Source organism: Mesorhizobium metallidurans STM 2683 (assembly GCF_000350085.1).
Taxonomy (GTDB): Bacteria; Pseudomonadota; Alphaproteobacteria; order Rhizobiales; family Rhizobiaceae; genus Mesorhizobium; species Mesorhizobium metallidurans.
This window is the reverse complement of the sequence record NZ_CAUM01000023.1, coordinates 62,420-88,096: the sequence shown is the minus strand read 5'-3', so window position 1 is coordinate 88,096 and position 25,677 is coordinate 62,420. Positions and strand designations below refer to the sequence as shown.

General features: G+C 64.5%; 26 protein-coding genes. 15 read left to right on the top strand and 11 right to left on the bottom strand.

The window, feature by feature from the left end; translation table 11 throughout:
- Window positions 1-109: 109 nt before the first annotated feature.
- Together MESS2_RS05300 and MESS2_RS05295 are read left to right on the top strand one after the other, a co-directional pair.
- Complete coding sequence (locus tag MESS2_RS05300) at window positions 110-2,137, top strand: hydantoinase/oxoprolinase family protein (RefSeq protein WP_008873068.1); 2,028 nt, start codon at window positions 110-112, stop codon at window positions 2,135-2,137.
- Window positions 2,138-2,446: 309 nt separating this feature from the next.
- On the top strand, window positions 2,447-4,618 hold the full coding sequence (locus MESS2_RS05295) for a malate synthase G (RefSeq protein WP_008873067.1): 2,172 nt from the start codon (window positions 2,447-2,449) through the stop codon (window positions 4,616-4,618).
- 6 nt (window positions 4,619-4,624) lie between these two features.
- Here MESS2_RS05295 and MESS2_RS05290 read toward each other — a convergent pair whose 3' ends face one another.
- The 3 genes from MESS2_RS05290 to gshB all read right to left on the bottom strand — a co-directional run bounded on the left by MESS2_RS05290 (window position 4,625) and on the right by gshB (window position 7,878).
- Window positions 4,625-5,140: a GNAT family N-acetyltransferase gene (locus MESS2_RS05290; protein ID WP_040592157.1), complete on the bottom strand. Its 516-nt coding sequence runs from the start codon at window positions 5,138-5,140 to the stop codon at window positions 4,625-4,627.
- Between the two features lie 91 nt (window positions 5,141-5,231).
- Window positions 5,232-6,764, bottom strand: a complete 1,533-nt coding sequence (locus MESS2_RS05285; protein ID WP_008873065.1) for a YifB family Mg chelatase-like AAA ATPase — start codon at window positions 6,762-6,764, stop codon at window positions 5,232-5,234.
- A 172-nt stretch (window positions 6,765-6,936) separates the two neighbouring features.
- Window positions 6,937-7,878 carry a glutathione synthase gene (gshB, locus tag MESS2_RS05280; protein ID WP_008873064.1) on the bottom strand — a complete coding sequence of 314 codons (942 nt, stop codon included), beginning with the start codon at window positions 7,876-7,878 and terminating at the stop codon, window positions 6,937-6,939.
- A gap of 163 nt (window positions 7,879-8,041) precedes the next feature.
- On the opposite strand from gshB, the gene MESS2_RS05275 reads away from it, so the two are divergent.
- The 6 genes from MESS2_RS05275 (at window position 8,042) to MESS2_RS05250 (ending at window position 14,022) form a co-directional block, all read left to right on the top strand.
- Window positions 8,042-9,391 (top strand): putative bifunctional diguanylate cyclase/phosphodiesterase, encoded by a 1,350-nt coding sequence (locus tag MESS2_RS05275; RefSeq protein ID WP_008873063.1) that lies wholly within the window; start codon window positions 8,042-8,044, stop codon window positions 9,389-9,391.
- Window positions 9,392-9,610: 219 nt separating this feature from the next.
- Window positions 9,611-10,378 carry an SDR family NAD(P)-dependent oxidoreductase gene (locus tag MESS2_RS05270; protein ID WP_008873062.1) on the top strand — a complete coding sequence of 256 codons (768 nt, stop codon included), beginning with the start codon at window positions 9,611-9,613 and terminating at the stop codon, window positions 10,376-10,378.
- The gene (locus MESS2_RS05265; RefSeq protein WP_008873061.1) at window positions 10,375-11,334 is read left to right on the top strand and encodes a 2-dehydro-3-deoxygalactonokinase; all 960 of its coding nucleotides are present in this window, start codon (window positions 10,375-10,377) and stop codon (window positions 11,332-11,334) included. The genes MESS2_RS05270 and MESS2_RS05265 overlap by 4 nt, the downstream gene beginning before the upstream one ends.
- Window positions 11,331-11,972 (top strand): 2-dehydro-3-deoxy-6-phosphogalactonate aldolase, encoded by a 642-nt coding sequence (locus MESS2_RS05260; RefSeq protein WP_008873060.1) that lies wholly within the window; start codon window positions 11,331-11,333, stop codon window positions 11,970-11,972. The genes MESS2_RS05265 and MESS2_RS05260 overlap by 4 nt, the downstream gene beginning before the upstream one ends.
- The gene (locus MESS2_RS05255) at window positions 11,969-12,850 is read left to right on the top strand and encodes an SMP-30/gluconolactonase/LRE family protein (RefSeq protein ID WP_008873059.1); all 882 of its coding nucleotides are present in this window, start codon (window positions 11,969-11,971) and stop codon (window positions 12,848-12,850) included. The genes MESS2_RS05260 and MESS2_RS05255 overlap by 4 nt, the downstream gene beginning before the upstream one ends.
- A gap of 113 nt (window positions 12,851-12,963) precedes the next feature.
- The gene (locus tag MESS2_RS05250; RefSeq protein WP_008873058.1) at window positions 12,964-14,022 is read left to right on the top strand and encodes a D-alanine--D-alanine ligase family protein; all 1,059 of its coding nucleotides are present in this window, start codon (window positions 12,964-12,966) and stop codon (window positions 14,020-14,022) included.
- A gap of 60 nt (window positions 14,023-14,082) precedes the next feature.
- Here MESS2_RS05250 and MESS2_RS05245 read toward each other — a convergent pair whose 3' ends face one another.
- From MESS2_RS05245 to MESS2_RS05235, 3 genes are all read right to left on the bottom strand, one after another.
- On the bottom strand, window positions 14,083-14,499 hold the full coding sequence (locus tag MESS2_RS05245) for a GFA family protein (protein ID WP_008873057.1): 417 nt from the start codon (window positions 14,497-14,499) through the stop codon (window positions 14,083-14,085).
- 108 nt (window positions 14,500-14,607) lie between these two features.
- Window positions 14,608-15,072 (bottom strand): SRPBCC family protein, encoded by a 465-nt coding sequence (locus MESS2_RS05240; protein ID WP_008873056.1) that lies wholly within the window; start codon window positions 15,070-15,072, stop codon window positions 14,608-14,610.
- Window positions 15,069-15,389, bottom strand: a complete 321-nt coding sequence (locus MESS2_RS05235; protein ID WP_008873055.1) for an ArsR/SmtB family transcription factor — start codon at window positions 15,387-15,389, stop codon at window positions 15,069-15,071. The genes MESS2_RS05240 and MESS2_RS05235 overlap by 4 nt, the downstream gene beginning before the upstream one ends.
- A 269-nt stretch (window positions 15,390-15,658) precedes the next feature.
- Here MESS2_RS05235 and MESS2_RS05230 point away from each other — a divergent pair, with 269 nt between their 5' ends.
- From MESS2_RS05230 to MESS2_RS05200, 7 genes are read left to right on the top strand one after another with little or no spacing between them, the layout of a single operon-like run.
- Window positions 15,659-16,324 carry a helix-turn-helix domain-containing protein gene (locus MESS2_RS05230; RefSeq protein WP_008873053.1) on the top strand — a complete coding sequence of 222 codons (666 nt, stop codon included), beginning with the start codon at window positions 15,659-15,661 and terminating at the stop codon, window positions 16,322-16,324.
- 31 nt (window positions 16,325-16,355) lie between these two features.
- Entirely contained in the window at window positions 16,356-17,426 is a 1,071-nt protein-coding gene (locus MESS2_RS05225; RefSeq protein WP_008873052.1) for an extracellular solute-binding protein, read from the top strand.
- Between the two features lie 11 nt (window positions 17,427-17,437).
- Window positions 17,438-18,331 (top strand): ABC transporter permease, encoded by an 894-nt coding sequence (locus MESS2_RS05220; protein ID WP_008873051.1) that lies wholly within the window; start codon window positions 17,438-17,440, stop codon window positions 18,329-18,331.
- Window positions 18,328-19,113 (top strand): ABC transporter permease, encoded by a 786-nt coding sequence (locus tag MESS2_RS05215; RefSeq protein WP_008873050.1) that lies wholly within the window; start codon window positions 18,328-18,330, stop codon window positions 19,111-19,113. The genes MESS2_RS05220 and MESS2_RS05215 overlap by 4 nt, the downstream gene beginning before the upstream one ends.
- A 1-nt stretch (window position 19,114) precedes the next feature.
- The gene (locus tag MESS2_RS05210; RefSeq protein ID WP_008873049.1) at window positions 19,115-20,224 is read left to right on the top strand and encodes an ABC transporter ATP-binding protein; all 1,110 of its coding nucleotides are present in this window, start codon (window positions 19,115-19,117) and stop codon (window positions 20,222-20,224) included.
- Between the two features lie 18 nt (window positions 20,225-20,242).
- The gene (locus tag MESS2_RS05205) at window positions 20,243-21,628 is read left to right on the top strand and encodes an NAD(P)/FAD-dependent oxidoreductase (protein WP_008873048.1); all 1,386 of its coding nucleotides are present in this window, start codon (window positions 20,243-20,245) and stop codon (window positions 21,626-21,628) included.
- A gap of 24 nt (window positions 21,629-21,652) precedes the next feature.
- Window positions 21,653-22,006, top strand: coding sequence for a cupin domain-containing protein (locus tag MESS2_RS05200; RefSeq protein ID WP_008873047.1), 354 nt, complete (start codon window positions 21,653-21,655; stop codon window positions 22,004-22,006).
- A gap of 42 nt (window positions 22,007-22,048) precedes the next feature.
- On the opposite strand, the gene MESS2_RS05195 is transcribed toward MESS2_RS05200, so the two are convergent.
- The 5 genes from MESS2_RS05195 to dnaJ all read right to left on the bottom strand — a co-directional run bounded on the left by MESS2_RS05195 (window position 22,049) and on the right by dnaJ (window position 25,642).
- The gene (locus MESS2_RS05195) at window positions 22,049-22,336 is read right to left on the bottom strand and encodes a DUF1330 domain-containing protein (protein WP_008873046.1); all 288 of its coding nucleotides are present in this window, start codon (window positions 22,334-22,336) and stop codon (window positions 22,049-22,051) included.
- A 19-nt stretch (window positions 22,337-22,355) separates the two neighbouring features.
- Entirely contained in the window at window positions 22,356-23,063 is a 708-nt protein-coding gene (pyrF, locus tag MESS2_RS05190; protein WP_008873045.1) for an orotidine-5'-phosphate decarboxylase, read from the bottom strand.
- Entirely contained in the window at window positions 23,060-23,656 is a 597-nt protein-coding gene (locus tag MESS2_RS05185; protein WP_008873044.1) for an NADPH-dependent FMN reductase, read from the bottom strand. The genes pyrF and MESS2_RS05185 overlap by 4 nt, the downstream gene beginning before the upstream one ends.
- Before the next feature lie 45 nt (window positions 23,657-23,701).
- Window positions 23,702-24,307: a phospholipid N-methyltransferase PmtA gene (gene pmtA / locus MESS2_RS05180; RefSeq protein ID WP_008873043.1), complete on the bottom strand. Its 606-nt coding sequence runs from the start codon at window positions 24,305-24,307 to the stop codon at window positions 23,702-23,704.
- A 204-nt stretch (window positions 24,308-24,511) separates the two neighbouring features.
- Window positions 24,512-25,642, bottom strand: a complete 1,131-nt coding sequence (gene dnaJ, locus MESS2_RS05175; protein WP_008873042.1) for a molecular chaperone DnaJ — start codon at window positions 25,640-25,642, stop codon at window positions 24,512-24,514.
- Window positions 25,643-25,677: the final 35 nt, after the last annotated feature.

Here is a 25,677-nt window from a genome sequence, read left to right as displayed (position 1 = left end):
GCCGGCATTGGGCAAGCCTGCAGCGTATCCATCGTGGCCCAGCGCTCGCAGCTTTATCCGCCGTTCCGTATCGGCTAAGGGGCGGGGACGAAATTCGCCGGACCCAAATATGACCGCCAAGCCCAAATCCGCCCCCCTGTTCCTCGGCATCGACACCGGCGGCACCTACACCGATGCCGTGCTGTGGTCGGAGGGCGGCGGCCCTAATGGCAAAGTCCTGGCCAAGGCCAAGGCGCTGACCACGCGCCATGATCTGGCGGTCGGCATTTCGGGCGCGGTCGATGCGGTGCTGGAGAAATCCGCCACCGATCCGGCCGCGATCAAGCTGGTGTCGATGTCGACGACGCTCGCCACCAACGCGCTGGTCGAAGGGCAGGGCGGGCGCGTCGCGCTGGTGATGATCGGCTTTTCCGAGGGCGACCTCGCCCGTGACGGGCTGAAGGCGGCACTCGGCACCGATCCGGTCGTGTTCTGCCCCGGCGGCCATGATGTCCATGGCAATGCGGCAAAGCTCGACCTCGCCGGGCTGGAGGCAGCACTGCCGGAGCTTGGCGCCTCGGTGTCGGGCTTTGCCGTCTGCGCCTATTTCGCCACCCGCAACCCGGCGCACGAGATCGCGGCGCGCGAACTCATCCGCGAAAAAACCGGCCTGCCGGTCACCGCCAGCCATGAATTGTCGGCCAAGCTCGGCGGCCCGCGCCGGGCGCTCACCACGCTGCTCAACGCCCGGCTGATCTCGATGATCGACCGGCTGGTGGCGGCGACCGAAGGGTTTTTGGCCGCCCGCAAGATTGCGGCCCCGCTGATGGTGGTGCGCGGCGACGGCGCGCTGGTCTCGGCCGCCTTTGCCCGCCAGCGGCCGATCGAGACCATTTTGTCCGGCCCGGCCGCCAGCCTGGTCGGCGCCCGCCACATGACCGGGCTCGACAATGCCATGGTCTCCGACATCGGCGGCACCACCACCGATGTCGCCGTGCTCGACGGCGGCCGGCCCCGGCTCGATCCGGAAGGCGCCACCGTCGGCGGCTTCCGCACCATGGTCGAGGCGGTGGCCATGCGCACCTTCGGCCTCGGCGGCGATTCCGAAGTGGCGCTGGAGGATGGCGCGCTCAACCCGAAAATCCTGCTCGGGCCGCGCCGTCTGGTGCCGCTGGCGCTGGCCGGCATGGTGCATGGCGAGGCTGTCATCGCGGAGCTGGAGCGCCAAATCCGCGCGGCGAACCCCGGTCGCATGGATGGCCGCTTCGCCGTGCGCACCGGCGTGCCGGAGCGGCTCGCCGCCGGCCTCACCGCGCCGGAAGCAAAACTCTACGAGGCGATCGGCAGCGTGCCGCTGGCGCTGGACAGGCTGCTCACCTCGAACGCCCAGAACGCCACCTTGAACCGGCTGGTGTCGCGCGGCCTGGTGCATATTTCAGGTTTTACGCCTTCGGATGCTGCCCATGTCGTGGCTAAGCAGGCCAACTGGGATGCCGCGACCGCCCGGCTCGGCGCCGAGCTGTTCGCCCGCAAGCGCGACGGCCGCGGCCAGTTCATCGCCGCCACGCCTGAGGCGATCTCGGAACGGGTGCTGGTGACGCTGACGCGCTGGTCGGCCGAATACATCCTCGAAACCGCCTTCGCCGAGGATGGGCTGGACGGCGCGGCCACCGTGGCGCACGCGCTGGTGCAGCGCGCCGTCGATTCCCATCCGGGCATCGCCCGGCTCAGCGTCGCGCTCGACCGTCCGGTCATCGGCCTCGGCGCTTCGGCGCCGCTGCACTATGCCGGGCTCGCCGAACTGGTCGGCAATGACTGCGTCGTGCCTGATGATACCGACGTCGCCAACGCGCTCGGCGCCGTCGTCGGCCAGGTCCGCGTCTCGGCCGAGGCCCGCGTCAGCCAGCCCAGGGAAGGGCTGTTCCGCGTCTCGTCCGGGGAGACAGTGCGCGATTTTCTCGACGAAGCCGCGGCGATCGCGGCGGCCGAGGCCGATGTGCGCGCGCTTGCCGCCGGGCGGGCGAAGGATGCCGGCACCGACAGCGCCGAGATCGAGGTCGTCACCGAATTCCGCGTCTCAACGGTCGAAGCCCAGCGCATGTTCATCGAGGCGCATGTCGTGGCGGTGGCGTCGGGAAGGCCGAGGATTGCGGTGTGAGCACCCCGCGCCTTCGTCATCCTAGGGCGGAGCAGGAGCGAAGCGACGTCGCGGAGACCCTAGGATCCATGCCGTGACCTTCGAGCTTCGCCACGCCTGCAGAACTGAAGCTTGTGAGGCAAGGGTGGTCACCTCATTCTGGATTCGCAGCGACTCTCACCGGTCACGGCATGGATCCTAGGGTCTGCGCTCCGCTTCGCGTTCGCTCCGCCCTAGGATGACGAAATGATCCCTTCACCCTAAGCTGAATTGACCCTGCCACCCCGACATGCCAAAGGCGCGCAAAGCCTTCGCCTGGAGAAGCCCCTGATGACCGATCGCATCGAGATCGCCGGATTGCGGATTGCCCGCGAATTGCACGACTTCGTCGCGCACGAAGCGCTGCCGGGCACCGGCATCGAGCCGGACGCCTTCTGGGCCGGCTTTGCGGCCATCGTCCACGAACTCGCCCCGAAGAACCGGACGCTGCTGGAAAAGCGCGACGCCCTGCAGGAGAAGCTCGACCGCTGGTACCGCGACAATGGCGCGCCCGTCGACATGGAGGCGTACAAGAACTTCCTGAAGGAGATCGGCTATCTCGTGCCGGAAGGGCAGGCCTTCTCGGTCGCCACCGGCAATGTCGACCCGGAGATCGCAGGGGTCGCCGGGCCGCAGCTCGTCGTGCCGGTGATGAATGCGCGCTATGCGCTGAACGCCGCCAATACCCGCTGGGGCTCGCTCTATGACGCGCTTTACGGCACCGATGCCATTGCCGAGACCGGCGGTGCCGAAAAGGGCAAGTCCTTCAATCCCACACGCGGCGCCAAGGTGGTGGCCTGGGCAAAGAACTTCCTCGATGACTCCGTGCCGCTCACCTCGGGCAAATGGGCGGGGGTGAACGGTCTCTCCGTTGCCTACGGCATGCTGCGGCTGGGCGAAGGCGCCGGCGCCACCACGCTTGCCGACCCCAGGCAATTTGCCGGCTATCGCGGCGACGCCGCCAACCCGGAAGCGGTGCTGCTGGTCAGGAACGGCCTGCATGTCGAGATCGTCATCGACCGCGCCAACCAGATCGGCCGCACCGATCCGGCTGGCATTGCCGATGTCATCCTGGAATCGGCGCTGACCACCATCCAGGACTGCGAGGATTCGGTCGCGGCGGTGGATGCGCAGGATAAGGTCGTGGTTTACCGCAACTGGCTCGGCCTGATGAAGGGCGACCTGGCGGAAGAGATCACCAAGGCCGGCAAGACCTTTACCCGCAAACTCAATCCCGACCGCGACTACACCGCGCCCGATGGCGGCGCACTGACGCTGCCCGGCCGCTCGCTGATGCTGGTCAGGAATGTCGGCCACCTCATGACCAATCCGGCGATCCTGGACCGCGACGGCAACGAGGTGCCGGAAGGCATCATGGATGCGGCCATGACGGCGCTGATCGCGCTGCACGATGTCGGCGCGAACGGACGCCGGCAAAACTCCCGCGCCGGCTCGATGTATGTCGTGAAACCCAAGATGCACGGCCCCGAGGAAGTCGCATTCGCCGTCGAGATCTTTGGCCGCGTCGAAGCGCTGCTCGGGATGCCAGAAAACACCATCAAGATGGGTATCATGGACGAGGAGCGGCGCACCACCGTCAACCTCAAGGAGGCGATCCGCGCCGCCAAGGAGCGCGTGGTGTTCATCAACACCGGCTTCCTCGACCGCACCGGCGACGAGATTCACACCTCGATGGAAGCCGGCCCGATGATCCGCAAGGGCGACATGAAGCAGGCCGCCTGGATTTCCGCCTACGAGGCCTGGAACGTCGACACCGGGCTCGAATGCGGGCTGGCCGGTCACGCCCAGATCGGCAAGGGCATGTGGGCGATGCCCGATTTGATGGCGGCGATGCTGGTTGAGAAGATCGCCCACCCCAAGGCCGGCGCCAACACCGCCTGGGTGCCGTCGCCGACAGCGGCGACGCTGCATGCCACGCATTATCACAAGGTTGATGTCCACGCCGTCCAGGCAGCGCTGAAGAGCCGGCCCAAGGCAAAACTCGACGACATCCTCTCGGTGCCGGTGGCGGTGCGGCCGAACTGGTCGCAGGCCGACATCCAGGCCGAGCTCGACAACAACGCGCAAGGCATTCTGGGCTATGTCGTGCGCTGGATCGACCAGGGCGTCGGCTGCTCGAAAGTGCCTGATATTCACGATGTCGGCCTGATGGAAGACCGCGCCACGCTGCGCATCTCCTCGCAGCACATCGCCAACTGGCTGCACCACGGCGTCTGCACGGAAAACCAGGTGATGGAGACGATGAAGCGCATGGCGGCAATCGTCGACCGCCAGAACGAGGGCGATCCGCTTTACCGGCCGATGGCGCCCGATTTCGACAATTCCATCGCCTTCCTCGCCGCCTGCGATCTGGTGTTCAAGGGCCGCGTTCAGCCCAACGGCTACACCGAGCCGGTGCTGCACGCGCGGAGATTGGAACTGAAGGCAAAACAGGGCGCCTGACCTGTTTCAAGCAGGCGCGATCGAGCACGACATGAAGATGTCGGTATGCCTGACATGCTCCGGGGTTTCACGGAAGCGTGGGCAAGGCCTGAAGCCGAACGACTCATTTAAGGCAATGGCGTTTTTCATGTAGAACGCGGTGTGGATTAATACCGTCCGGCTCCGGCCTTTGCGGATCTCCGCCAGCGCGGCCCCGATCAGCGCACGGCCGGTTCCCTTTCCACGGAACGATGCGTCGACAAAGAACTTGTGAATCTCCGTCTTGTGGTCATCGAACTGCTCGAAGGCGACGCAGCCCGCCGGCCGATTCTCCGATCGCGCGATGAACGCCATGGCATCCGGCGCGCCGAATTTCGCCGCCAATTCGCCGCCGCTTGTTTCAGGATGGAAGATGGCCTTCACATCTTCAGCCGAGACACCGTAAGGCGCCACCGCTTCGGCATCCCATTGCGCAAGCTCGCGGCAAAGTCTGGCCACTGTCTCGAAGTCTTCGGCAGTGCGCGCCGGCGAAACCGGAATCATCCCCGCCTCAGCTCCGGTTAGGTCCATGACCGTAACTATGCGACCATCGGGCGCGAACCCGCAACCGTACTTCCAGCGAGCAGCAGAAGCCCTACGCCGCCTGCGCCATCCGCTCCGAACTCATGCGGTAGGAGATCGCCTCCGCCAGATGGATGCGGCCGACCGTCTCGCTGGCGTCGAGGTCGGCCAACGTGCGCGCCACTTTCAGCACGCGGTGATAGGCGCGGGCGGAAAAGCCGAGTTTTTCGCTGGCGTCCTTGAGCAGCGACAGGCCGGATGCATCCGGCATGGCGATCTCCTCGATGACGGAGGGTGAGCAATGCGCGTTGGTGGTGGCGGAGGTGACGCCCAGCCGTTCGAAACGCTCGCGCTGGATGGTGCGGGCACGGGCCACGCGCAGCGCCACCGCGGCACTCTTTTCCGCCCGGTCCGGCCGGATCAGATCGCCGGCCGAGACCGCCGGCACCTCGATCCTGAGATCGATGCGGTCGAGCAGCGGACCGGAGATACGCGCCTGGTAGTCGGTGCGGCAGCGCTCGCCGCGCAGGCAGCGATAGCCCGGCTCGCCGGCCATGCCGCAGCGGCACGGGTTCATCGCCGCGACCAGCTGGATGCGCGCCGGATAGGTGACGCGGTGGTTGGCGCGCGCGATCATGCAGTCGCCGGTCTCCAGCGGCTGGCGCAGCGCGTCGAGCGCCTGCGGCGAGAATTCGGGGAATTCGTCGAGGAACAGCACGCCATGATGGGCAAGCGAGGCCTCGCCCGGCCGCACGCGCAAGCCGCCGCCGACCATCGCCGCCATCGAGGCCGAATGGTGCGGGGCGCGGAACGGCCGCCGGTCGGTCAGCTTGCCCTCGCCGAGTTCGCCAGCCACGGAAGCGATCATCGAGACTTCCAGAAGCTCCTTCGGCGCCAGCGGCGGCAGGATCGACGGCAGCCGCTGCGCCAGCATCGATTTGCCGGACCCTGGCGGCCCCACCATCAGCAGATTGTGCCCGCCGGCCGCCGCCACCTCCAGCGCCCGCTTGGCGCTCTCCTGGCCCTTGATATCGGAGAGGTCAGGCAGGTCGCGCGGCGCCAGCTTGATGCCGGCTTCGGGCCTGGACAGCACCTGCGTGCCGCGAAAATGGTTGGCGATCGCAATCAGGCTGCGCGGCGCCAATATGTCGAACTCCTTGCCGGCCCAGGCCGCCTCCGGCCCGGAGGCGAACGGGCAGATCAGGCCCTTGCCCTCGGCATTGGCGCCGATCGCCGCCGGCAGCGCGCCGGCCACCGCCGCGATGGTGCCGTCGAGCGACAATTCGCCAAGCACGACATAGCCGGCCAGCATGTCGCCCGGAATGGCGCCAAGTGCGGCCATCAGGCCGAGCGCTATCGGCAAATCGTAGTGGCTGCCTTCCTTGGGGAGGTCCGCCGGCGCCAGATTGACCGTCACCTTCTTCGACGGCATCGACAGGCCGGAGGCATGCAGCGCCGCCTGCACCCGCTCGCGGCTCTCGGCCACCGCCTTGTCGGCGAGACCAACGATGTGCATGCCAACCTTGCCCGGTGCGATCATCACCTGCACGTCGACCGGCACGGCCTCGATGCCCTGGAAAGCGACCGTGCGAACCCGCGCCACCATTTTTTCTGCCCCCGAATGCGGGCTCGCCCGAAGCCCATGCGATCATGCCGCGAACGGCGTCAGCTCAGACAACCACAGATTTCGGGCTTAAGCAAGAACATTACGGGAACAACCCAACGCTCCGGGCCAGGTCGATGTCCCGGAGACGACCGATTCCGCGAAGCAATGGAAACTACTTCCGCTTCCCCTCAACACAGTCCCAGAACAAGCTCGCTATATCCGCCCCGCCAAAGCGCTGCACCTCACGCAGGCCGGTCGGCGAGGTCACGTTGATCTCGGTCATGTAGTCGCCGATCACGTCGATGCCGACCAGGATAAAACCGCGCTCCTTCAGCGACGGGCCGATGCGGGCGCAGATTTCGCGCTCGCGCTCGGTCAATTCGGTTTTCTCGGCGCGGCCGCCGACATGCATGTTGGAGCGGGAATCGTGCTCGGCCGGCACCCGGTTGATGGCCCCGACCGCCTCGCCGTCGATCAGGATGATGCGCTTGTCGCCCTTGCGCACGTCCTTCAGATAGCGCTGCACGATATAGGGCTCGCGGAACATCTGGCCGAACATTTCGAGCAGCGAGGCCAGGTTGCGGTCGCCCTCCAGCAGATGGAAGATGCCGGCGCCGCCATTGCCGTAGAGCGGCTTGACGATGATGTCGCCGAATTCCTTGCGGAACGCGGCGACCTCAAGCGGATCCTTGGTGATCAGCGTTTCCGGCATCAGGTCGGGAAATTCGGTGACGAAGATCTTTTCCGGGCTGTTGCGCACCCAGGCCGGGTCGTTGACCACCAATGTCCCGGGGTGGATGCGCTCGAGGATATGCGTTGTCGTGATGTAGTTCATGTCGAAGGGCGGATCCTGCCTGAGCAGGATGACGTCCATCTCGGACAGGTCGGTGCGCACCTTTTCGCCGAGTGAGTAGTGATTGCCCTTCTCGTCGCGGACTTTCATTTCCTCGATGCGCGCGAACACCTTGCCGTCGCGCAGCGACAGCCGGTCGGGCGTGTAGTGGAAGAGCTGGTGGCCGCGCCGCTGCGCTTCCAGCGACAGCGCAAACGAGGTGTCGCCGGCAATCGAGACGGTGGAGACGTGGTCCATCTGGACGGCGACTTTCAACTTCACGGCAGATCTCCAAAGTTCGTCGAAAGCGATATACGGAACTTGGCGCCTTCTGCCAATTGGGCAGAGCCCTTGTGACGCATGCTTCGCTTGGCGCAGGGATACGTTTCCTAAACGGTTTGCTGGCAATGTCGGAGTAATTCCGAGCGCAAAAACAGGGACACCGATGCAAACTTTGTTTGGCACCGGGCAGACAGGCAGGGACAGCACGGATCAGGCCTTCACCGATCCGTTGACTGGGCTGGGCAATCATCGCCGCTTCTTCGACAAGGTCGACCGCCTGATCAGCGACCGTGCCGACGACCCGGCGCCGTTCGCCGTCGGCATCCTCGACCTCGACGGCTTCAAGCCGATCAACGACCTGTTCGGGCACAAGGCCGGCGACGAGATATTGGTCCAGGTGGCGATGCGGCTGCGCGCTTCGATGGACAGCTACTCCACCGTCTGCCGCATCGGCGCCGACGAATACGCCTTCCTCTATCCGATGGTGTTCAGCGAGGAGGCGGCCGCCGCAAGATCGCGCATGCTGATCGAGATCCTTTCGGCGCCCTACGATGTCGGCGAACGCACCGCCAGGCTTTCGGCCTCGGTCGGCTGCTCGCTGTTCTATTCGGGCGACGAAACCACCGAGATCCTGGTCAGCAAGGCCGAGACGGCGCTTTATCATGCCAAGCGCTCGGGTCGCGGGCGGGTCGTCGTCTATAGCAGAGAGATGGAAGAAGCGGCCAAGCGCGTCACCCGCATCGAGCAGGCGCTGCGCCGCGCCGTTTCGGCCGGCGAAGTCGAGCCGCATTTCCAGCCCATCGTCGATCTCAGGACGCGGCGCGCCATCGGCTTCGAGACGCTGGCGCGCTGGACCGATCGCGACCTGGGTTCGGTCTCGCCGACGGTTTTCATCCCGATCGCCGAGGAACGCGGCATCATCGGTCCCCTGTCGCAGCTTGTGCTGCGCAAGGCCGCCGAGGCGGCCAGGAACTGGCCGAAGGAGTTGTTCCTGTCCTTCAACCTGTCGCCGTCGCAGCTCGTCGACCAGAACACCGGCCTGCACATATTGGCGATCCTCGACCGCACCGGCTTCGATCCGCGCCGGCTGGAGATCGAGATCACCGAAACCGGCCTGATGAACGATCCGGCATCCGCCAAGAAGATCGTCGAGGACCTGCGCCGCGTCGGCATCCGTGTCTCGCTCGACGATTTCGGCACCGGCCAGTCCTCGCTTGGGCGGCTGCGCGAATTCCATTTCGACAAGCTCAAGATCGACCGCGCCTTCGTCGCCTCCATTCTCGACGACCGCCCGTCGGAGCACATCATCCGGGCGATCCTCGCCATGTGCGAAGGGCTCGGCGTGGACGTGGTCGCCGAAGGCATCGAAGAGAAGGCGCAGGCGCAGCGCCTCATCCAGTTCGGTTGCGCCGGCGGGCAGGGGTTCCTGTTCGGCAGGCCGGCCGATGCCGAAGCCACGCTCGGCTATATCAGAGATTCGTTCCGCGGCGAGATGCGCGCAACAGTGGCCTGACGACCGGCGGCGCTGCCGCCGCGGCGCGACGATTTCGTCAGACTTGATGCATGTCGCGCAAAAGCATGCCCTCGGGCTCGACCCGAGGGTGCGCAGCGGTTTTGCGATAACGACTTTGCATAAAACAAGCCAGCGAATCTGTTTTTTCGCCCTTGCTCCTCCGACCTTACTGGATAGGATGCGCGCCGGCCGGACAGGGCCTGGATCGGGAGAGAAAAAATGATGCCATCGGCGCGTTTTGCCGACCTAGAGGGCGCTTCGGTGCTGATCACCGGCGGCGGCTCCGGCATCGGCGCCGCCCTGACCGAAGGGTTTGCCCGCCAGGGCGCGAAGGTCGCCTTCATCGACATCGCCAAGCGTCCGAGCACGGCATTGGCCGACCGCATCGAAAACCAGCTCGGCCGGCGGCCGCTCTATCTCAAGGCCGATCTGCGCGACATCGAGGCGTTGCGCGCCGCTGTCGCCAAGGCGGTTGAGGCGCATGGCGACGTCACCGTGCTGGTCAACAATGCCGCCCTTGACGATCGCCACGCCGTGGAAGACGTCACCGTGGAATTCTGGGACAACAACCACGCGGTCAATCTGCGTCCGCATTTCTTCGCCGCGCAGGCGGTGGCGCCGGGCATGAAGCGGGCCGGCGGCGGCTCGATCATCAATTTCACCTCGACATCGTTTCTGATGAACTTCCCCGACATGCCGGCCTATACCGCCGCCAAGGCCGGCGTCGTCGGCCTGACCAAGGGTCTTGCCGGCAAGCTCGGCGCCGACAGCATCCGCGTCAACGCCGTTGCGCCGGGCTGGGTCATCACCGAGCGGCAGAGAGAGCTCTGGGTCACCGAAGAGGGGCTTGCCGCCCATGTCGCCAAACAATGCATCAAGGACGTCATGCAGGCCGACGACATCGTCGGCACGGTGCTGTTCCTGGCCTCGGATGGCTCGCGCATGCTGACGGCGCAGACGCTGATCGTCGACGGGGGTTACCTGTGAGGCCAGGGACTGCGAGCAACGCGCCGGCGGTCGCGGCGATCGACTGGGGCACCACTCGTCTCAGGGCCTGGCTGCTCGACGATGCCGGCACGGTGCTTGCCGAACGCCGCGGCGACGACGGGCTGATAACCGCGCGCGAAAAAGGCTTTTCGACAGTCCTCGAAGGCCACCTCGCCGCCATGGGCGCGCCGGCGTCGCTGCCGGTGATCATCTGCGGCATGGCCGGCTCGCGCCAGGGTTGGCTGGAAGCGTCCTATGTCACCGTGCCGGCGCCGATCGGCGCCATCCTGGCCGGCGCTGCCCGCATAGAGGGCCAACGCCGCGACATCCGCATCGTGCCGGGCCTCGCCCAGCGAGAGATCGACGCGCCCGACGTGATGCGCGGCGAGGAAACCCAGCTTGCCGGCGCCGGTTTGCCGGCAAAGGGCCGCCATCTCGTCTGTATGCCCGGCACGCACTCGAAATGGGTCGCCGTCGAGGACGGCGCGGTCACCGGTTTCGGCACCTGGCCGACCGGCGAGCTCTATTCGGTGCTGGCGGCGCACTCGATCCTGCGCCATTCACTGGGCGAGCAGCCCAGTCCGGTCACTTCGGACAATCCGTTCTTCCGGCGCTGGTGCGAGACGGCGCTGGGCGAAGGCGGCGACGTGACATCGAGACTGTTTGCGATCCGCGCCGCCGGCCTGTTGCTGGATATGAAAGCCGACGATGCCGCCGCTTGCCTGTCCGGCCTGCTGATCGGCGGCGAGATCGCCTCGGCCAGCCGCCGCTATGGAAAAAGTGCCGAGCCCGTCGTGCTGGTCGCGTCCGGCGCGCTCGGCGCGCTCTATGCCGAAGCGCTCGGCCTCGCCGGGCTTGAAATCAGGACGGTCGACGCCGACGAGGCGGTGCGCGCCGGCCTGGTCGAGGCGGCGCGCGAAAATGGCATGATCGCCAAAAGTGGAGTTGCCGCATGACCGAGACCGCACCCTTTCCGAAGCTCGGGCGCGGCCTTGTCGCCATCCTGCGCGGCCTCAGGCCGGACGAGGCGGTGGCCGTCGGCCAGGCGGTCTTCGCGGCCGGCATCGAAGCCATCGAAGTGCCGCTCAATTCGCCGGATCCGTTTGTCTCCATCGCCAGCATCGTCAAGGCGCTTCCCCTCGCGGCCCTGGTCGGCGCCGGCACGGTGCTGACACCGACCGATGTCGATGGCCTGCACAAGGCTGGCGGGCGGCTGCTGGTCAGCCCCAACATCGACACTGAAGTGATGGGCCGCGCGAAGACATACGGCATGGTGACGATGCCCGGCGTGTTCACGCCCACCGAGGCGTTCCAGGCCATCCGGCTCGGCGCCTCGGCGTTGAAATTCTTCCCGGCCAGTGTGCTTGGCGCCACCGGCATCGCGGCGATGCGCGCGGTATTGCCCGCCAGGACGCTCGTCGGCGCGGTCGGCGGTGTCTCGGACAAGGACTTTGCCGGCTACAAGGCGGCCGGCGTCAGCGTCTTCGGTCTGGGATCCAGCCTGTTCAAGCCTGGCATGAGCGTCGATGAGGTGACGACGCGGGCGCAGGCCGCCGTCGCGGCCTGGGATGCGGCGTTTGGAGCAGCACAATGAACGAGACCATCGTTTCCGTCTTTTCCGACCACGTCTGCCAGCTCGGCGAGGGGCCGAGTTACGATCCCGCCACCGATACGCTCTTCTGGTTCGACATCGTCAACGGCCAGCTTCTGGAAAAGCGCCTGTCCGGCGGTGCGACCAGTGTCCACGAGCTTGGCCAGATGGCGAGCGCCATCGCCATCATCGACGAGCAGCGGCAGCTGATCGCCGCCGAGACCGGCCTCTTTGTCCGCGATGTCGCGACCGGCAAGCTGACGCTGCACACGCCGATCGAGCCCGACAATGCGGTCACCCGCTCGAACGATTCGCGTGTCCATCCTTGCGGCGCTTTCTGGGTCGGCACGATGGGCAAGGGCGAGGAGAAGGGCGCCGGCTCGATCTACTGGTTTTTCAAGGGCGAGTTGCGGCAGCTCTATTCCGGCATCACCGTGTCGAACTCGATCTGTTTTTCGCAGGATGGCACGATCGCGCACTACACCGACACCAGCACCGGCTTGCTGATGCGCGTCGGCTGCGATCCGGCGACCGGCCTGCCGGTCGGCGAGCCGAAGGTGTTCGTCGATCACCGTTCGGCCAAGGGCTATATCGACGGCTCGGTCTTCGACCGCGACGGCATCTTGTGGAACGCCTGCTGGGGCGGCAGCGTCATCGAGGCCTATGGACCCGACGGAAAGCTCGTCCGTTCGATCGCCATGCCGGTGACGCAGCCGTCCTGCCCGGCCTTTGTCGGCAGGAATGCCGACCGGCTGGCGGTCACCTCCGCCTGGTCGGGCAAGAGTGAGAAACAGCGCCTGCTCGATCTGCAAGGCGGCATGACGTTTCTGCTCGACATTCCGGTCAATGGCCGCTTCGAGCCGCGTGTGCTGATTGCCTAGACCCGTGATCGGTGCCGCTGTCGTGCGGGCGTCCGGCCGGTGTCGGTTCAGCGAAAGCCTGATACATTGGCCATGCGATGGTAGGCGATCGCGCCGCCAGGAATCGCTCACCCATGTCAAGCCGCAAGCCGAAACTGATCCTCGTCTACGAGCCGGAAAAGGCCTGCATCGGCCGGCTGGTCGCCGATGGCCATTCGCCTGAGCGCGCCGCCGAAATCGCCTCCTATCTGGCGCAATCGACCGATATCGCGCCCGAGTTCGACGCTCTGACGGCTGCCTGCCTGAAGCGCGGTCTGTCCTTTACACCTGTGGCGCTCGACGATGCCGCGAGCGCGCTCGCCGGCGAGGATCCCGAGGCCACGCTTGTCTGGACGCTGACCGATGGCATCGCCTATTTCCGCGGTGGCGCCGCACCCGCACTGGCACGGCTAAACGGCCTGAAGATTATCGGGGCCGACGATGCGCTGTTTGCGCTTTGCCAGGACAAGTTCCGTGCCGGCGCCGTGCTTGGCGCGCTCGGCCTGCCGGTGCCACAGGCCGGGCTTGCCCGCGACGGCCGCTGGCTGGTCGAGCCTCCGGCCTCGGACGCCGGCTGGTTCGTCAAGCCGAACCGGCTCGGCGCCAAGATCGGCATCTGGCCGGATTCGCGCTGCCGTGATGTGCAGCACGCGCTGGAGCTTAGCCGGCGCGTCTTTGCCGCCTATCGCGACGATGTCGTCGTGCAGCCCTATGTCGCCGGGCGCAATGCGCGCGCAAGTTTTCTCGGCCTGAAGCCGGATACCGGCGTCGAGGCGCTCGGTATCGCCTTTGTCGATTCGGGCGGCGATTTCCAGACCATGGCCGACAGCCTGGCGCTCTACGGCGACACCGGCGAAGCCGCCAGGGCGGCGGGAGAGTATACGGAGCCGGTGCTTGAGGCGGTTGCCGACATCCAGCCGGGCGCCGCCGCAACAATCCGCCGCATCGCCGAGCGGCTGGTGACCGGGCTCGGCCTGCGCGATGTGTTTTCCATCGATTTCAGGGTCGAGGCGGACGACCATGTTCACCTCATCGAGTTCGAAGTCTGCCCCGGCTTGCCCTGCTTCGATTTCCGTGCCTATTGCCGCACGCAATGGGACATGGGCCTCGCCGATGCGATGGCCGAGACCGCTGCGAGCCGACTGACCGGTTAAACTGGCCGGATTCCGGGACGGGCTGGTGGCATTCGTCCCCAGCGTTGCTTCCGGCGGATACTATTCGTGCGGCATTCGCTCGAATGCCTGCAACATCGGATCCATCGTGTCCCATGCATGGCCGCGGATGCTGTATGTCAGCGCCTGCGGTTGGAACTGGCCGGGATCGTCGAGGCTGGTCGCGTGGACGGCTATTAGGTCCGGCATGGCGGCGAATGTCAGGTAGACCGGCGTTCCGCAGGTCGGGCAGAAGGCGTTGATTTTTTCGTTGCCACTGTCGCCTTTTATCCGCCAGGTTTTTGCTTCGCCCGTAATTGTCGCAGCGGCGCGCTGGGCGAAGGTCACATAGGATCCGTGCCCGGTGCCACTGCGCTTTTGGCAATCGAGGCATTGGCAGTGGTTCTCGAAGATAGGCTCGCCACTTGTTTCATAGCGGATCGCGCCGCATGCGCATCCGCCGGTATAGCGCCTGGTCATTGTCATTCTCCCGCTCTATCTCTTTGTTTTTGCGCAATTCCCTGGGGAAAGCGCTATGCGCTTTTCCCGGGAAAACCGTTTCACACTGTTCCTGGAATTGCTCTGGGATCAGGCCGATTTCGGCTTGGCGAAAAGGTCGATGCCGCTGCCGGTTTCGAGGAAGGATTTCATGCTCGACAGCACCGCCGGCCAGCCCTGGCTGATGCCTTTCGCCATGCCGCTGCCGGCTTCGAGTTCGTCATGGGTGACGGTGAGCCGCACCATTGTGTCGTACTCCTCGATGGCGAACGTCACCCGGCTGTATTGCGACGGGTCGTCGGCCTGCGAGGCGTTCGCCCAGGTCATCACGAGACGGGTCGGCGGCGAGATTTCGACGACCTTGCCGACGAGTTCGACGGTGCGCTCGTCATTGGCGCGGATATGTTCCCATTTCGATCCCGCCTTCCAGTCGGAGACGTTCTCGTGGCCCCAGTAGCGCCTTGCGACGTCCGGCCTGGTTATGGCCTCGAACACCTTTTGCGGGGTCGAGCGGATATAGGTCACGTAGACAAAACTGGTCGTCTCTCGGGTCATTGGTCGCCTCCTTCGAGTTCTTGCTTCAGGTCGTGCAGCAGGCTGAGCCGCTGCCGTTCGAATTTCCGCACCCAGCGCTCGTAGATGTCGTGCAGCGGCACCGGGTTGATGAAGTGCAGCTTCTCGCGGCCGCGCTTGACCGTGTTCACCAGGTTGGCCGCCTCCAGCAGGTCGAGGTGCTGGGTGGCGGATTGCCTTGCCATGTCCAGGTTCTCGCAAAGCTGGCCGAGCGTCTGCCCGTTCTTCTCGCACAGAAGGTCAAGCAGCCTTCTGCGTGTCGGGTCGCCCAGCGCTTTGAAAACCTTGTCGGCGTCCATTGATCTCGTCCGTGTTGAGGTCATAATATGCAGGTAAATACCTGCATGTCAACGCCGATCTTTCCGCCTCGGGATTGTTCGACGAGCTATCCGGACTTGGAGGTCGATTGCTGGATGCGCCGGCCATGTATCGGTTGTTGTCAAACGGCTCCGGCCGGTTGTCGGCCAGGCTCCATAGCCGCCGGCGACCCAGCACCTTTGGGTGTCTCGACAAATGGCTTGCGTTCCAACACGCCACTTAATAGTGTGTTAAGTGAGGGAGCAACGCGGTGAAAGTCGACCCTGCGACATATCCGGAGGTGGCCGCGCTGGCGACGGAAGCGCGCAAGGCGAAGCATGTCGGTGGACGGATCAAGGCCATACGCACGGCCCGACGCATTTCGCTTCGCCAGTTGGCCGACATGGTCGGCACGACGGCGAGCTTTATCAGCCAGTTCGAGCGCAATCTGAGCGGAGCCAGCGCCAGCACGCTGATGCGGATCGCGGCTGCCCTGGACCTCGGCATCAATGATTTGTTCGAGCAGACCGAGGGCGCCTTCCACAAGGTGCTCACCAGAGCCGGCCGCCCCCTGCTGCCGGTCAGCCAGGGTTGCCGAAAGACGCTGCTGTCGCGGCGGCCGATCCATGAATTCGAGGTTTATTCGGGAGATTTCGACGTTGGCGGCTCGACCGGCGACGACGCTTACACGCATGGCGGCAAGCACGAGATGTTCGTCGTCCTGAAGGGAACAGTCGAGCTGACATTGGCCGACGAGCGCTTCGTCATGAACGAGGGCGACAGCATCGAGTACGCAACTTCGACGCCGCATCGCACGGTGAACATTGGCGGGACGCCGGCGGAGGTGCTCTGGATCATTGCGCCGCCAACCAGCGGCGCGGCGGAGCTCAATCAATATATGCCCGGACAAGGCTCGCAGCCGGGTGGACTGAAGTAACGCGGGTGTACATAAAATGGGAGAATGCAACATGAGGATCAGGATTGGACAGGGGATCGCATTCGGGTTGCTGATGATGACCACCGCGGCGCTTGCACAGAGCAAGCCCGTGGCGGGCGAGGTGGCCGAGGGCTCGCTGAAGGGCAAGACGCTCACCTTCGTCTCGTATGGAGGCATTTATCAGGATGGGCAGATTGCCGCGCTAAAGGAATTCGTCGACAAGTCCGGTGTAAAGCTGCTCAGCGACGGGCCAACCGAAATCTCGAAACTGCAGGCGCAGGTCGAGTCCGGCAACGTGACCTGGGACGTCGTCGATACCGGTGATTTCCCGCCCTACGTCTATTGCGGCAAGCTGTTTCAGAAACTGGACTTCTCGAAGATCGACACCTCGAACATTCCAGAAGGCCAGATCAGCGAATGCAGTGTGCCGGCCATGAACTATGGCGTGGTGCTGATGTACAACACCGAAAAGTACAAGGATAATCCGCCCAAGAGCTGGAAGGATTTCTTCGACGTCGAGAAGTTCCCGGGCTCGCGCGCTCTGGAAGGCAGCGGCGATCTGTCCGGCGGTATGATCGAGCAGGCGCTGCTTGCAGCCGGCGGTTCGGTGGAAAACATGACTGTGGCCGACATCGACAAGGCTGTCGAGAAGGTGAAGTCGCTCGGTCCGGACACGATCTTCTGGAAGACCGGCGCCGATTCCCAGCAACTCGCCGAATCCGGCGAAGCCGACATGATCGCGATGTGGACCGGACGGGCCATGACCACGGTGAAGAATGGCGCCAAGTACACGCCGGTGTGGCAGGACTGGCTGGTCGTGATGGACCAGATGACCATTCCGATGGGCGTCAAGGACGCCGACGCGGCCTATGCGCTGATCAACGCCTATGTCGGCAAGAGTGCGCAGGAGACGCTTGCCAAAACCACCTCGTATACACCGATCCACAAAGACGCGAAGCCGCAAGTGGACGAGGTTACGGCAGCGTTCATGACCAACACGCCGGACAAGCTCAAGCTTGGCTATCAGCAGAACATCAAGTTCTGGGTGCAAAACTTCGAGGTGGCGAACGAAAAGTGGAACGCGCTGATGGCGGGCAACTAGGTCCGCTGCCCGTGGCAGCGAGCGCAACCGGCAGCCGGGACACTGGTCCGGCTGCCGCGGCGGACGATCGGTGGCGCTGGTTTCGGGGACAGGCTTTCTGGCTCGTCGCGCCGGCGCTGCTGTTGCTCGTCGTCTGCCTGGGCCTGCCGCTCGCCATCGTGACCCTGCGCAGCTTTTCCGAGCCGCAATGGGGATGGCAGAACTATGTCTGGTTCTTCGGAACGCCGGTCAACCTGACGGTACTTCAGCGGACCTTCGCCATCTCCGCCTGGGTGACGCTGGTGTGTGTCATTGCCGGCTACCCCTATGCCTATGTGATGACCGTGGTCGGACCCAAGATGCGGCTCGTCCTCATCCTGTGCGTGCTGGTACCGTTCTGGGTAAGCGGCGTGGTGCGCACCCTGGCATGGGTCATCCTGTTGCAGGACTCCGGCGTGATCAACTCCGTCATCCGGAGCCTCGGCCTCGGTCCGGTCAAGCTGATCCGCACCCAGACGGGCGTGGTGATCGGCATGGCGCAGGTGCTGCTGCCGTTCATGATCCTGCCGCTCTATTCGGTGATGAAGGCGATCGATCTGCGGCTCTTGCAGGCGGCACGAAGCCTCGGCGCGAGTCCTGCGCGTGCCTTTGCCCAGGTCTATCTGCCGCTCTCGCTTCCGGGCGTCTACGCCGGCGCCATCATCGTGTTCATTCTCGCACTCGGCTTCTACATCACACCCGCACTGCTCGGCGGTCCGCGTTCGACCATGCTCTCGACCCTGATCCAGAACCAGGTACTCAGCCTGCTCAACTGGGGCCGCGGCGGCGCGATGGGTGTGGTGTTGCTGATCGCGACCTTCATCCTGCTCGCGCTCGCGGCACCGCTGTCGCGCCAGCCGCACAAGACGGGGTCGAGACGCCAATGAAACAGCCCGGTCGAATCCTGCTCGGTTTGTTCTGCCTGCTCGTCGCCGTCTGGCTGATCGCACCGACAATCGTCGTCGTGCCGATGTCGTTCAACGACAAGAAGTCGCTGGCCTTTCCGCCGTCCGGCTTCTCCTGGCAGTGGTACCGGAACTTTTTCACCAACCCCGAATGGTCGGCGAGCCTGGTCAGTTCGCTCAAGGTTGCCGTCGTCACGGCAGTGTTCGCCACCGTCATCGGCACGCTGGCGGCGTTCGGCCTCGATCGCATGAAAAGCCGCGTCAGCGGCGTGCTGCGCGCACTGCTGATCACGCCAATGGTCGTGCCGGGGGTGGTGCTCGCCGTCGGCATCTATGCCGTCTATCTCGACACGCAGCTGGTCGGCACCATGACCGGTTTCGTGATGGCCCACACGATGCTCGCCGTTCCTTTCGTCATCATTGCCGTCTCCGCCAGCCTGGAAGTCTTCGATAAACGGCTGGAAACCGCCGCGGCCAGTCTCGGCGCCACCCAGCTGACGGCGTTCAGGACCGTGACGTTGCCGCTGATCGCGCCGGGCATCTTGTCGGGCCTGCTGTTTGCCTTCGTAACCTCATTCGACGAGATCATCGTCGCGCTGTTCATCACCAGCCCTTACCTGAAGACACTGCCGGTCCAGATATTCTCCAGCATTACCCGCGACGCCGATCCTACGGTTGCGGCGGTGGGCACGCTGCTCTTCATCGCGACGTCGCTGGTGATCGGGGCGGGGCTTCTCATCGGTTCGCGGCAGGGAAAACGCTGACATGGCCTCACCATCAACCCGCGGCGCAGCCATCGATCTAAAGTCGGTCAGCAAACACTATGGCAGCTTCATCGCTCTCGATGAAGTCTCGCTGCGTATCGAGCCGGGGGAGTTCATGACGCTGCTCGGGCCTAGCGGTTCGGGCAAGACGACCACGCTGAACATCGTCGCCGGCTTCACCGAGGTGAGCTCGGGTTCGCTTGATGTCGGCGGCAAGAGCGTCATCGGCGTACCGGCGCACAAACGCAATACCGGTGTGGTCTTCCAGCACTACGCGCTGTTTCCGCATATGACGGTCAGCAGGAACGTCGCTTATCCGCTGACCCTGCGCGGCATCGCCAATCCCGATCGTGAAGCCCGGGTGCGCAAGGCCCTGGACATGGTGAAGATGACGGATTTCGGCCATCGCTTCCCCAGCGAGCTCTCCGGCGGGCAGCAGCAGCGCGTCGCGCTGGCCCGCGCCATCGTATTCGACCCGCCATTGCTGCTGATGGACGAGCCGCTCGGGGCGCTCGACAAGAAATTGCGCGAATGGCTGCAGCTCGAGATCAAACGAATCCACCGGGAACTGGGCACCACCTTCGTTTACGTCACGCACGACCAGGAGGAGGCCCTGGTCCTCTCGGACCGTATCGCCGTGTTCAACCAGGGACGCATCGAGCAGATCGGCAGCGGTCGCCAGCTCTACGACGAGCCCGAGACCTTGTTCGTCGGAAAGTTCGTAGGCGACTCGACCATACTGCGTGGCGCGCCCTCCACCTCGGGCGACGAGACCGCCATCGACATAGCCGGACGGAAAGTAACCACCGCCAAACGCCTTCCCGGCGGCGTCAAACCCGCGATGCTGCTGCGGCCGGAGAAGCTGAGCCTCGCCAGACGGGGGATGGGCGGACAGGATCGAAACACCCTGCCCGGGCGCATTGGCGAGGCCATCTATCTCGGATCGGGCTCCAAATACGAGGTCGTTCTGGCCGACACGTCCAAGGCGATCGTGCGCTCGACGCTGGATGCCGAGACCTTCGCCATCGGCGACGAGGTCGACCTCATATTTGCCGGCAGCGACGTGAAGCTGCTGGCGGACGACGAGAAGGCCGACCTGAATCTGACCTGAAGCTGGGAAATCGCGGCAATGGACGTGAAGAAGAACGGCGACGTTTCATTCTGGTATGCCGACATAGGCGGCGTGCCCGGCTATCGGCCGCCGTTGCCGGGCGATATCGTGGCGGACGTTTGTATCGTCGGGGCAGGCTACACCGGCCTTTGGACCGCCTACTATTTGAAGCAGGCGGCGCCGCACCTCAATATCGTCATTGTCGAGAAGGAGTTCGCCGGGTTCGGCGCTTCGGGACGCAATGGCGGCTGGCTGTCCGGCGGGTTCTCCTGGTCGCGCGAAAAATATGAGAAGGCATCGTCCCGCGCCGGAGTCATCGCCATGCAGGCGGCAATGATGGGCACGGTCAACGAGGTTATATCGGTCGCGGAGACCGAAGGCATCGACGCCGACATTCGCCGTACCGACGAATTGCTGGTCGCAACCAACGAGGCGCAGGAGCAGCGCGCCAAGGCGATGTATGCCCATGCCAGGTCATGGGAGCTGAGCGACGAACGCGTGGGGTATATCGATGCGGCGCAGATGCGCCGGCGCATAGCGGTACACAACGCGCGCGGCGCCTTCGTCATCAAGAAGGTTGCGCGGGTTCAGCCCGCAAAGCTGGTGCAGGGGCTCGCCAGGGCAGTGGAGCGCCTCGGTGTCCCGATCTACGAACAGACGACCGTGCTGTCGATCGAGAAGGGCAAGGTCGCAACCAATCGAGGCGTGGTGCGCGCCGAAAAAATCATACGCGCGACCGAAGGCTTTACCGCCGGAATTGCCGGCCACGAAAGGCTCTGGCTGGCGCTTAACAGCGCCATCGTGGTGACCGAGCCGTTGTCCGAAAAACTGTGGAGCGAAATCGGCTGGGATGGCTATGAGGTTCTCGGCGACGCCGCGCACACATATTGCTATGCGCAGCGCACCCGGGAAGGACGCATTGCCATGGGCGGACGCGGGGTGCCTTATCGATTTGGCTCGAAGACCGATGTTCGAGGCGTCACTCAGCAGGCGACGATCGACAAGCTGCACAAGATCCTGACGACGCTTCTGCCGCAGACCAGTGGGCTCAGGCTCGACCATGCGTGGTGTGGAACGCTCGGCGTGCCGCGGGACTGGTGCACGACAGTAGGCTTTGACAAGCAGACCGGGATAGGGTGGGCAGGCGGCTATGTGGGCCTCGGCGTTTCCACCTCGAATCTCTCGGGACGCACGCTGAGGGACCTGCTGCTGGGCAACGACACCGACCTGACCCGGCTGCCCTGGGTCAATCGAACGGTTCGTAAATGGGAGCCGGAGCCGCTGCGCTGGCTGGGCGTCCATTCCATGTATCAGCTCTATCGAATTGCCGACGAGCGGGAAGCAAAGGGGCTGCCGCGCACATCGCGGCTGGCGGCCCTGGCCGATCGCATCACCGGCCATTGAACCGCACCACCCGAGGACTTAGGAATGATCGACTTCAAGACCTTCGCGCACCTTGCGCATATCGACCTCGGTGAGCCCGTGCTGAAACCCACCTCGGTGGAGGGCGATCAGCTCGAAGCAGCCAACACCCTGTGGACTTCGGATGACGGCAAGATCGAAGTCGGCGTCTGGGAATGTTCGCAGGGCCGGTTCACCGCGCGCCGGGAGACGAATTCCGAGATTTGCCACATCGTCACCGGTCGCGTGACGCTGCACGGCCCTCACGGCGCGGTTAGAGATGTCGGACCCGGTGAATTGCTTGTCCTGCCGCTTGGCTGGGAGGGCGAATGGACCATCCACGAGAAAACGCGGAAGCTCTACATCCTGCATTCGGTCTGACCGCCGCGGCGGTTGTGATCGCCCCAGTCCCATCGAACAGCCCTAAACCCCCTCGACCAGCACGATCTCGCCATCGGCGACCTTCTGGCGGATGGCGACGGCGCGCTGGTATTCCGGCGAGTGGTAGCAGTCATGCGCATCGGCGAGCGATGGAAACTCGATGATCACGTTGCGCGCTCGGCCCGGCCCCTCGGCCTTTTCATGCTCGCCGCCGCGTGCCAGGAATTTCACGTCGAAGCGGTCGAAGGCAAGTTTGGCGGCGGCGACGTAGTCCTTGTAGCCTTCGGCGTCGCGCACATCGACGCGGGCGATCCAGTATCCCTTGGGCATTCTTCTTCTCCGAAATTTTCTAAGCCGAGCGCATCTCGGCCAGTATGGCTTCCGCGACCGCCCGCCTGTCGGCGGCGCCGACGATCGGCCGGCCGACGACGAGATGGCTGGAGCCGTTGCGGATCGCTTGGCGCGGCGTCACCACGCGTTTCTGGTCGCCATGGTCGCTGCCCTTGGGCCGTATTCCCGGCGTCACGACGGCCATGTTGGGCCCGACGATCCGGCGCACTGCTTCCGCTTCCTCGGCCGAGCAGACGATGCCGCCCATGCCGGCATGCAGCGCCTGTTCGGAACGTCTCAGCACCAGCGTATGCGGGTCGTATTCATAGCCGGCGTCAATCACGTCCTGCTCGTCCATCGACGTCAGCACCGTGACGGCAAGCAGGCAGAGATCGCTGCCCCTGGCCGCCTCGACCGCCGCCCGCATCGTCTTGGGATAGGCATGCAGCGTCAGCATGGTCATGCCCATCTTGACGATTGCTTCGACGCCCTTGGCGACCGTGTTGTCGATGTCGAGCAGCTTCATGTCGAGGAAGATCTTGGTGCCGCCGCTGGCGAGTTCGCGGGCGAAATCCAGCCCGCCGGCGAAGGCGAGCTGATAGCCGATCTTGTAGAAGGAAACGACGCCGTCGAGTTCACGCACAGCCTTTTCGGCTTCCTTCAGCGTCGGCACGTCGAGGCCGACGATCAATCTTTCCTGCATGGTATCGGCCTGGTCCAGGATCATGCCTCGATCCGGGTGGACAGCAAACGCGAGGTTTCGATCAGCGTGCGGCATAGGTGCTCCATCGATTTGCGTAGTCTTTCGTCCCTGAAATTCCCGGCCTCGTCGAAGGCGTTGCCGCCCTCCGATACCGAGCACTCCGGCGTCACCACCTCCATCTGGCAACGTACCAGCACGGCGCGCAAATGGTTGATGCAGCGTATCCCGGCGAAGTTTCCTTTGGAAGACGAGCAGAGGCCGGCGACCTTGCCGGCAAGCGGCCTGAACGAGCGGCTGCCATCCTTGCGCGCCCGGCTCACCCAGTCGACGCTGTTCTTGAGCAGCGGTGGGATGGAGCCGTTATATTCGGGCGTCGCGATCAGCAGCCCGTCATGGGCGGCGATCAGCCGGCCGAGCCTCATGGCGTTTTCAGGGATGCCCTTTTCCTTTTCCAGATCCTCGTCCAGGATCGGCAGCGGATAGTCGATGAGCGAGATGCGAGTCACCTCGGCGCCCTGCATGGCAAGCTCCTTCTGCGCCACATCGGCGGTCCTGCCGCTATAGGCGCCTGATCGGACCGAGCCGGCGAAGACGAGAATTTTCGGGATCACTGCCATTGGCCACCCTTGTCCCCGGACAGGTACAGCCAAGGGCCGGTCAAATCAACGCGACTCGCGCCGGTAGATCCACAGCTGCGTCGGCGGGATGTTGCGGATGATGAAATCGAAATGCTTGACCGTGTAGTCGCCACGGCCGGGCGGGATCGGCGACAGCGGCCCGTAGGTCAGCTGCACGACCGGGCGGCCTTCGGGGATGCGGTCGAGCAGACTTTCGATATAGGCGATGCGCTGGGCGACCGGAAAATTGAGCAGCGGCACGCCGGAAACGACCGAATCGAACACCATGTCGCGTTTGTCGCCAAGCGTGGCGTCGAGATTGAAGGCGTCGCCCTCGATGACGTTGACGCCGGGATAGAGCCGGCGCAGATGGCGCACGAAATCGGTTGAATATTCAACCGCGTAGAGATTTTCAGGCCGCACGCCATGGGCGAGGATGGCGCGGGTGATGACGCCGGTGCCTGGCCCGACTTCGAGCACCGGCAGGCCCGATTTCGGATTGACGATCGAGGCCATCTTGCGCGCCGTGATGGAACTGGTCGGCACGATCGAACCGACCGTCTTCGGTTTGTCGATCCAGCCCTTGAAGAATTTCAGTTCGTCGTCGAACTTTTCCGCCAGCGCTTTTCGCAATCCGGGACCACGTGCCATGCGAGTTCTCCTGAACGCTCCCCCGGGACGCTACTTAGCAGTTAAGCAGTCCAAGGCAAGGCGAATGCCCGCATAAGGTGTTGATGACGCTAAGGCATGTCGCGCAAAAGTGCGTAGCGGTTTTGCGATAACGACATGCCTCGAAAACGAAAATCCAAAGCCCTGCGAGCAGGCCTATTCTACACCCTGCCGGCTGGAATTGCTTCAGCGCTCGCCGAAGGTTTCGAAAAAGTCCTTCATGCGGGCGAAAAAGCCGCTCGACTGGGGCGAATTGTCCTTTGAGGAAAGCTGCTCGAACTCTTCCAGCAGCTCGCGCTGGCGGCGCGACAGGCTCTGCGGCGTCTCGACCGCGGTCTGGATATAGAGATCGCCGACATTGGGCTGGCGCAGCACCGGCATGCCCTTGCCCTTCAGGCGGAACTGGCGGCCATTCTGGGTGCCTTCCGGCACCTTCACCTTGGTCTGCGTGCCGTCCAGCGTCGCCACTTCGAAGGAGCCGCCAAGGGCGGCCGTCGTCATCGAGATCGGCACCTTGCAATAGAGATCGGCGCCGTCGCGCTGGAAGAATTCGTGCGGCTTGACCGCGAGGAAAATATAGAGATCGCCGGACGGGCCGCCGCGCAGACCGGCTTCGCCCTCATTGGCAAGCCGGATGCGGGTGCCGTCCTCGATGCCGGCCGGGATGTTGACCGACAGCGAGCGCTCCTCGGTGACGCGGCCTTGGCCGGCGCATTTCGGGCACGGTTCCTTGATGGTCAGGCCGCGCCCCTGGCATTGCGGGCAGGTGCGCTCGATCGAGAAGAAGCCTTGCGTCGCGCGCACCTTGCCGTGGCCGTTGCACATCGAGCAGGTGACCGGCTGGGTGCCAGGCTTGGCGCCGCTGCCGGAGCATTCCGTGCACGAGATTGAGGCTGGGACATGAATCTGCGCGGTCTTGCCCGAGAACGCCTCTTCCAGCGTGATTTCCATATTGTAACGCAGATCGGCGCCACGCTCGCGCCCGCCGGACGAACGGCGCTGGCGCCCGCCCATCATGTCGCCGAAAATATCCTCGAAGATGTCGGCGAAGCCGCCGGCGCCAAAACCATGCGCGCCGCCATTCATGCCGCCCTGCTCGAAGGCGGCGTGGCCGAAGCGATCATAGGCCGCGCGCTTCTGCGGGTCCTTCAGCGTCTCGTAGGCCTCGTTGATTTCCTTGAATTTGTGCTCGCAGGCGTGATCGCCGGGATTGCGGTCGGGATGGAACTGCATGGCAAGCTTGCGGAAAGCGCTCTTCAGCTCCTTGTCGTCGGCACCTTTCTGGACGCCCAGCGTTTCGTAGAAATCAGCTTTCATTTTTTCCCGCTGTCCGGATGCTCAACGTCTTGAGG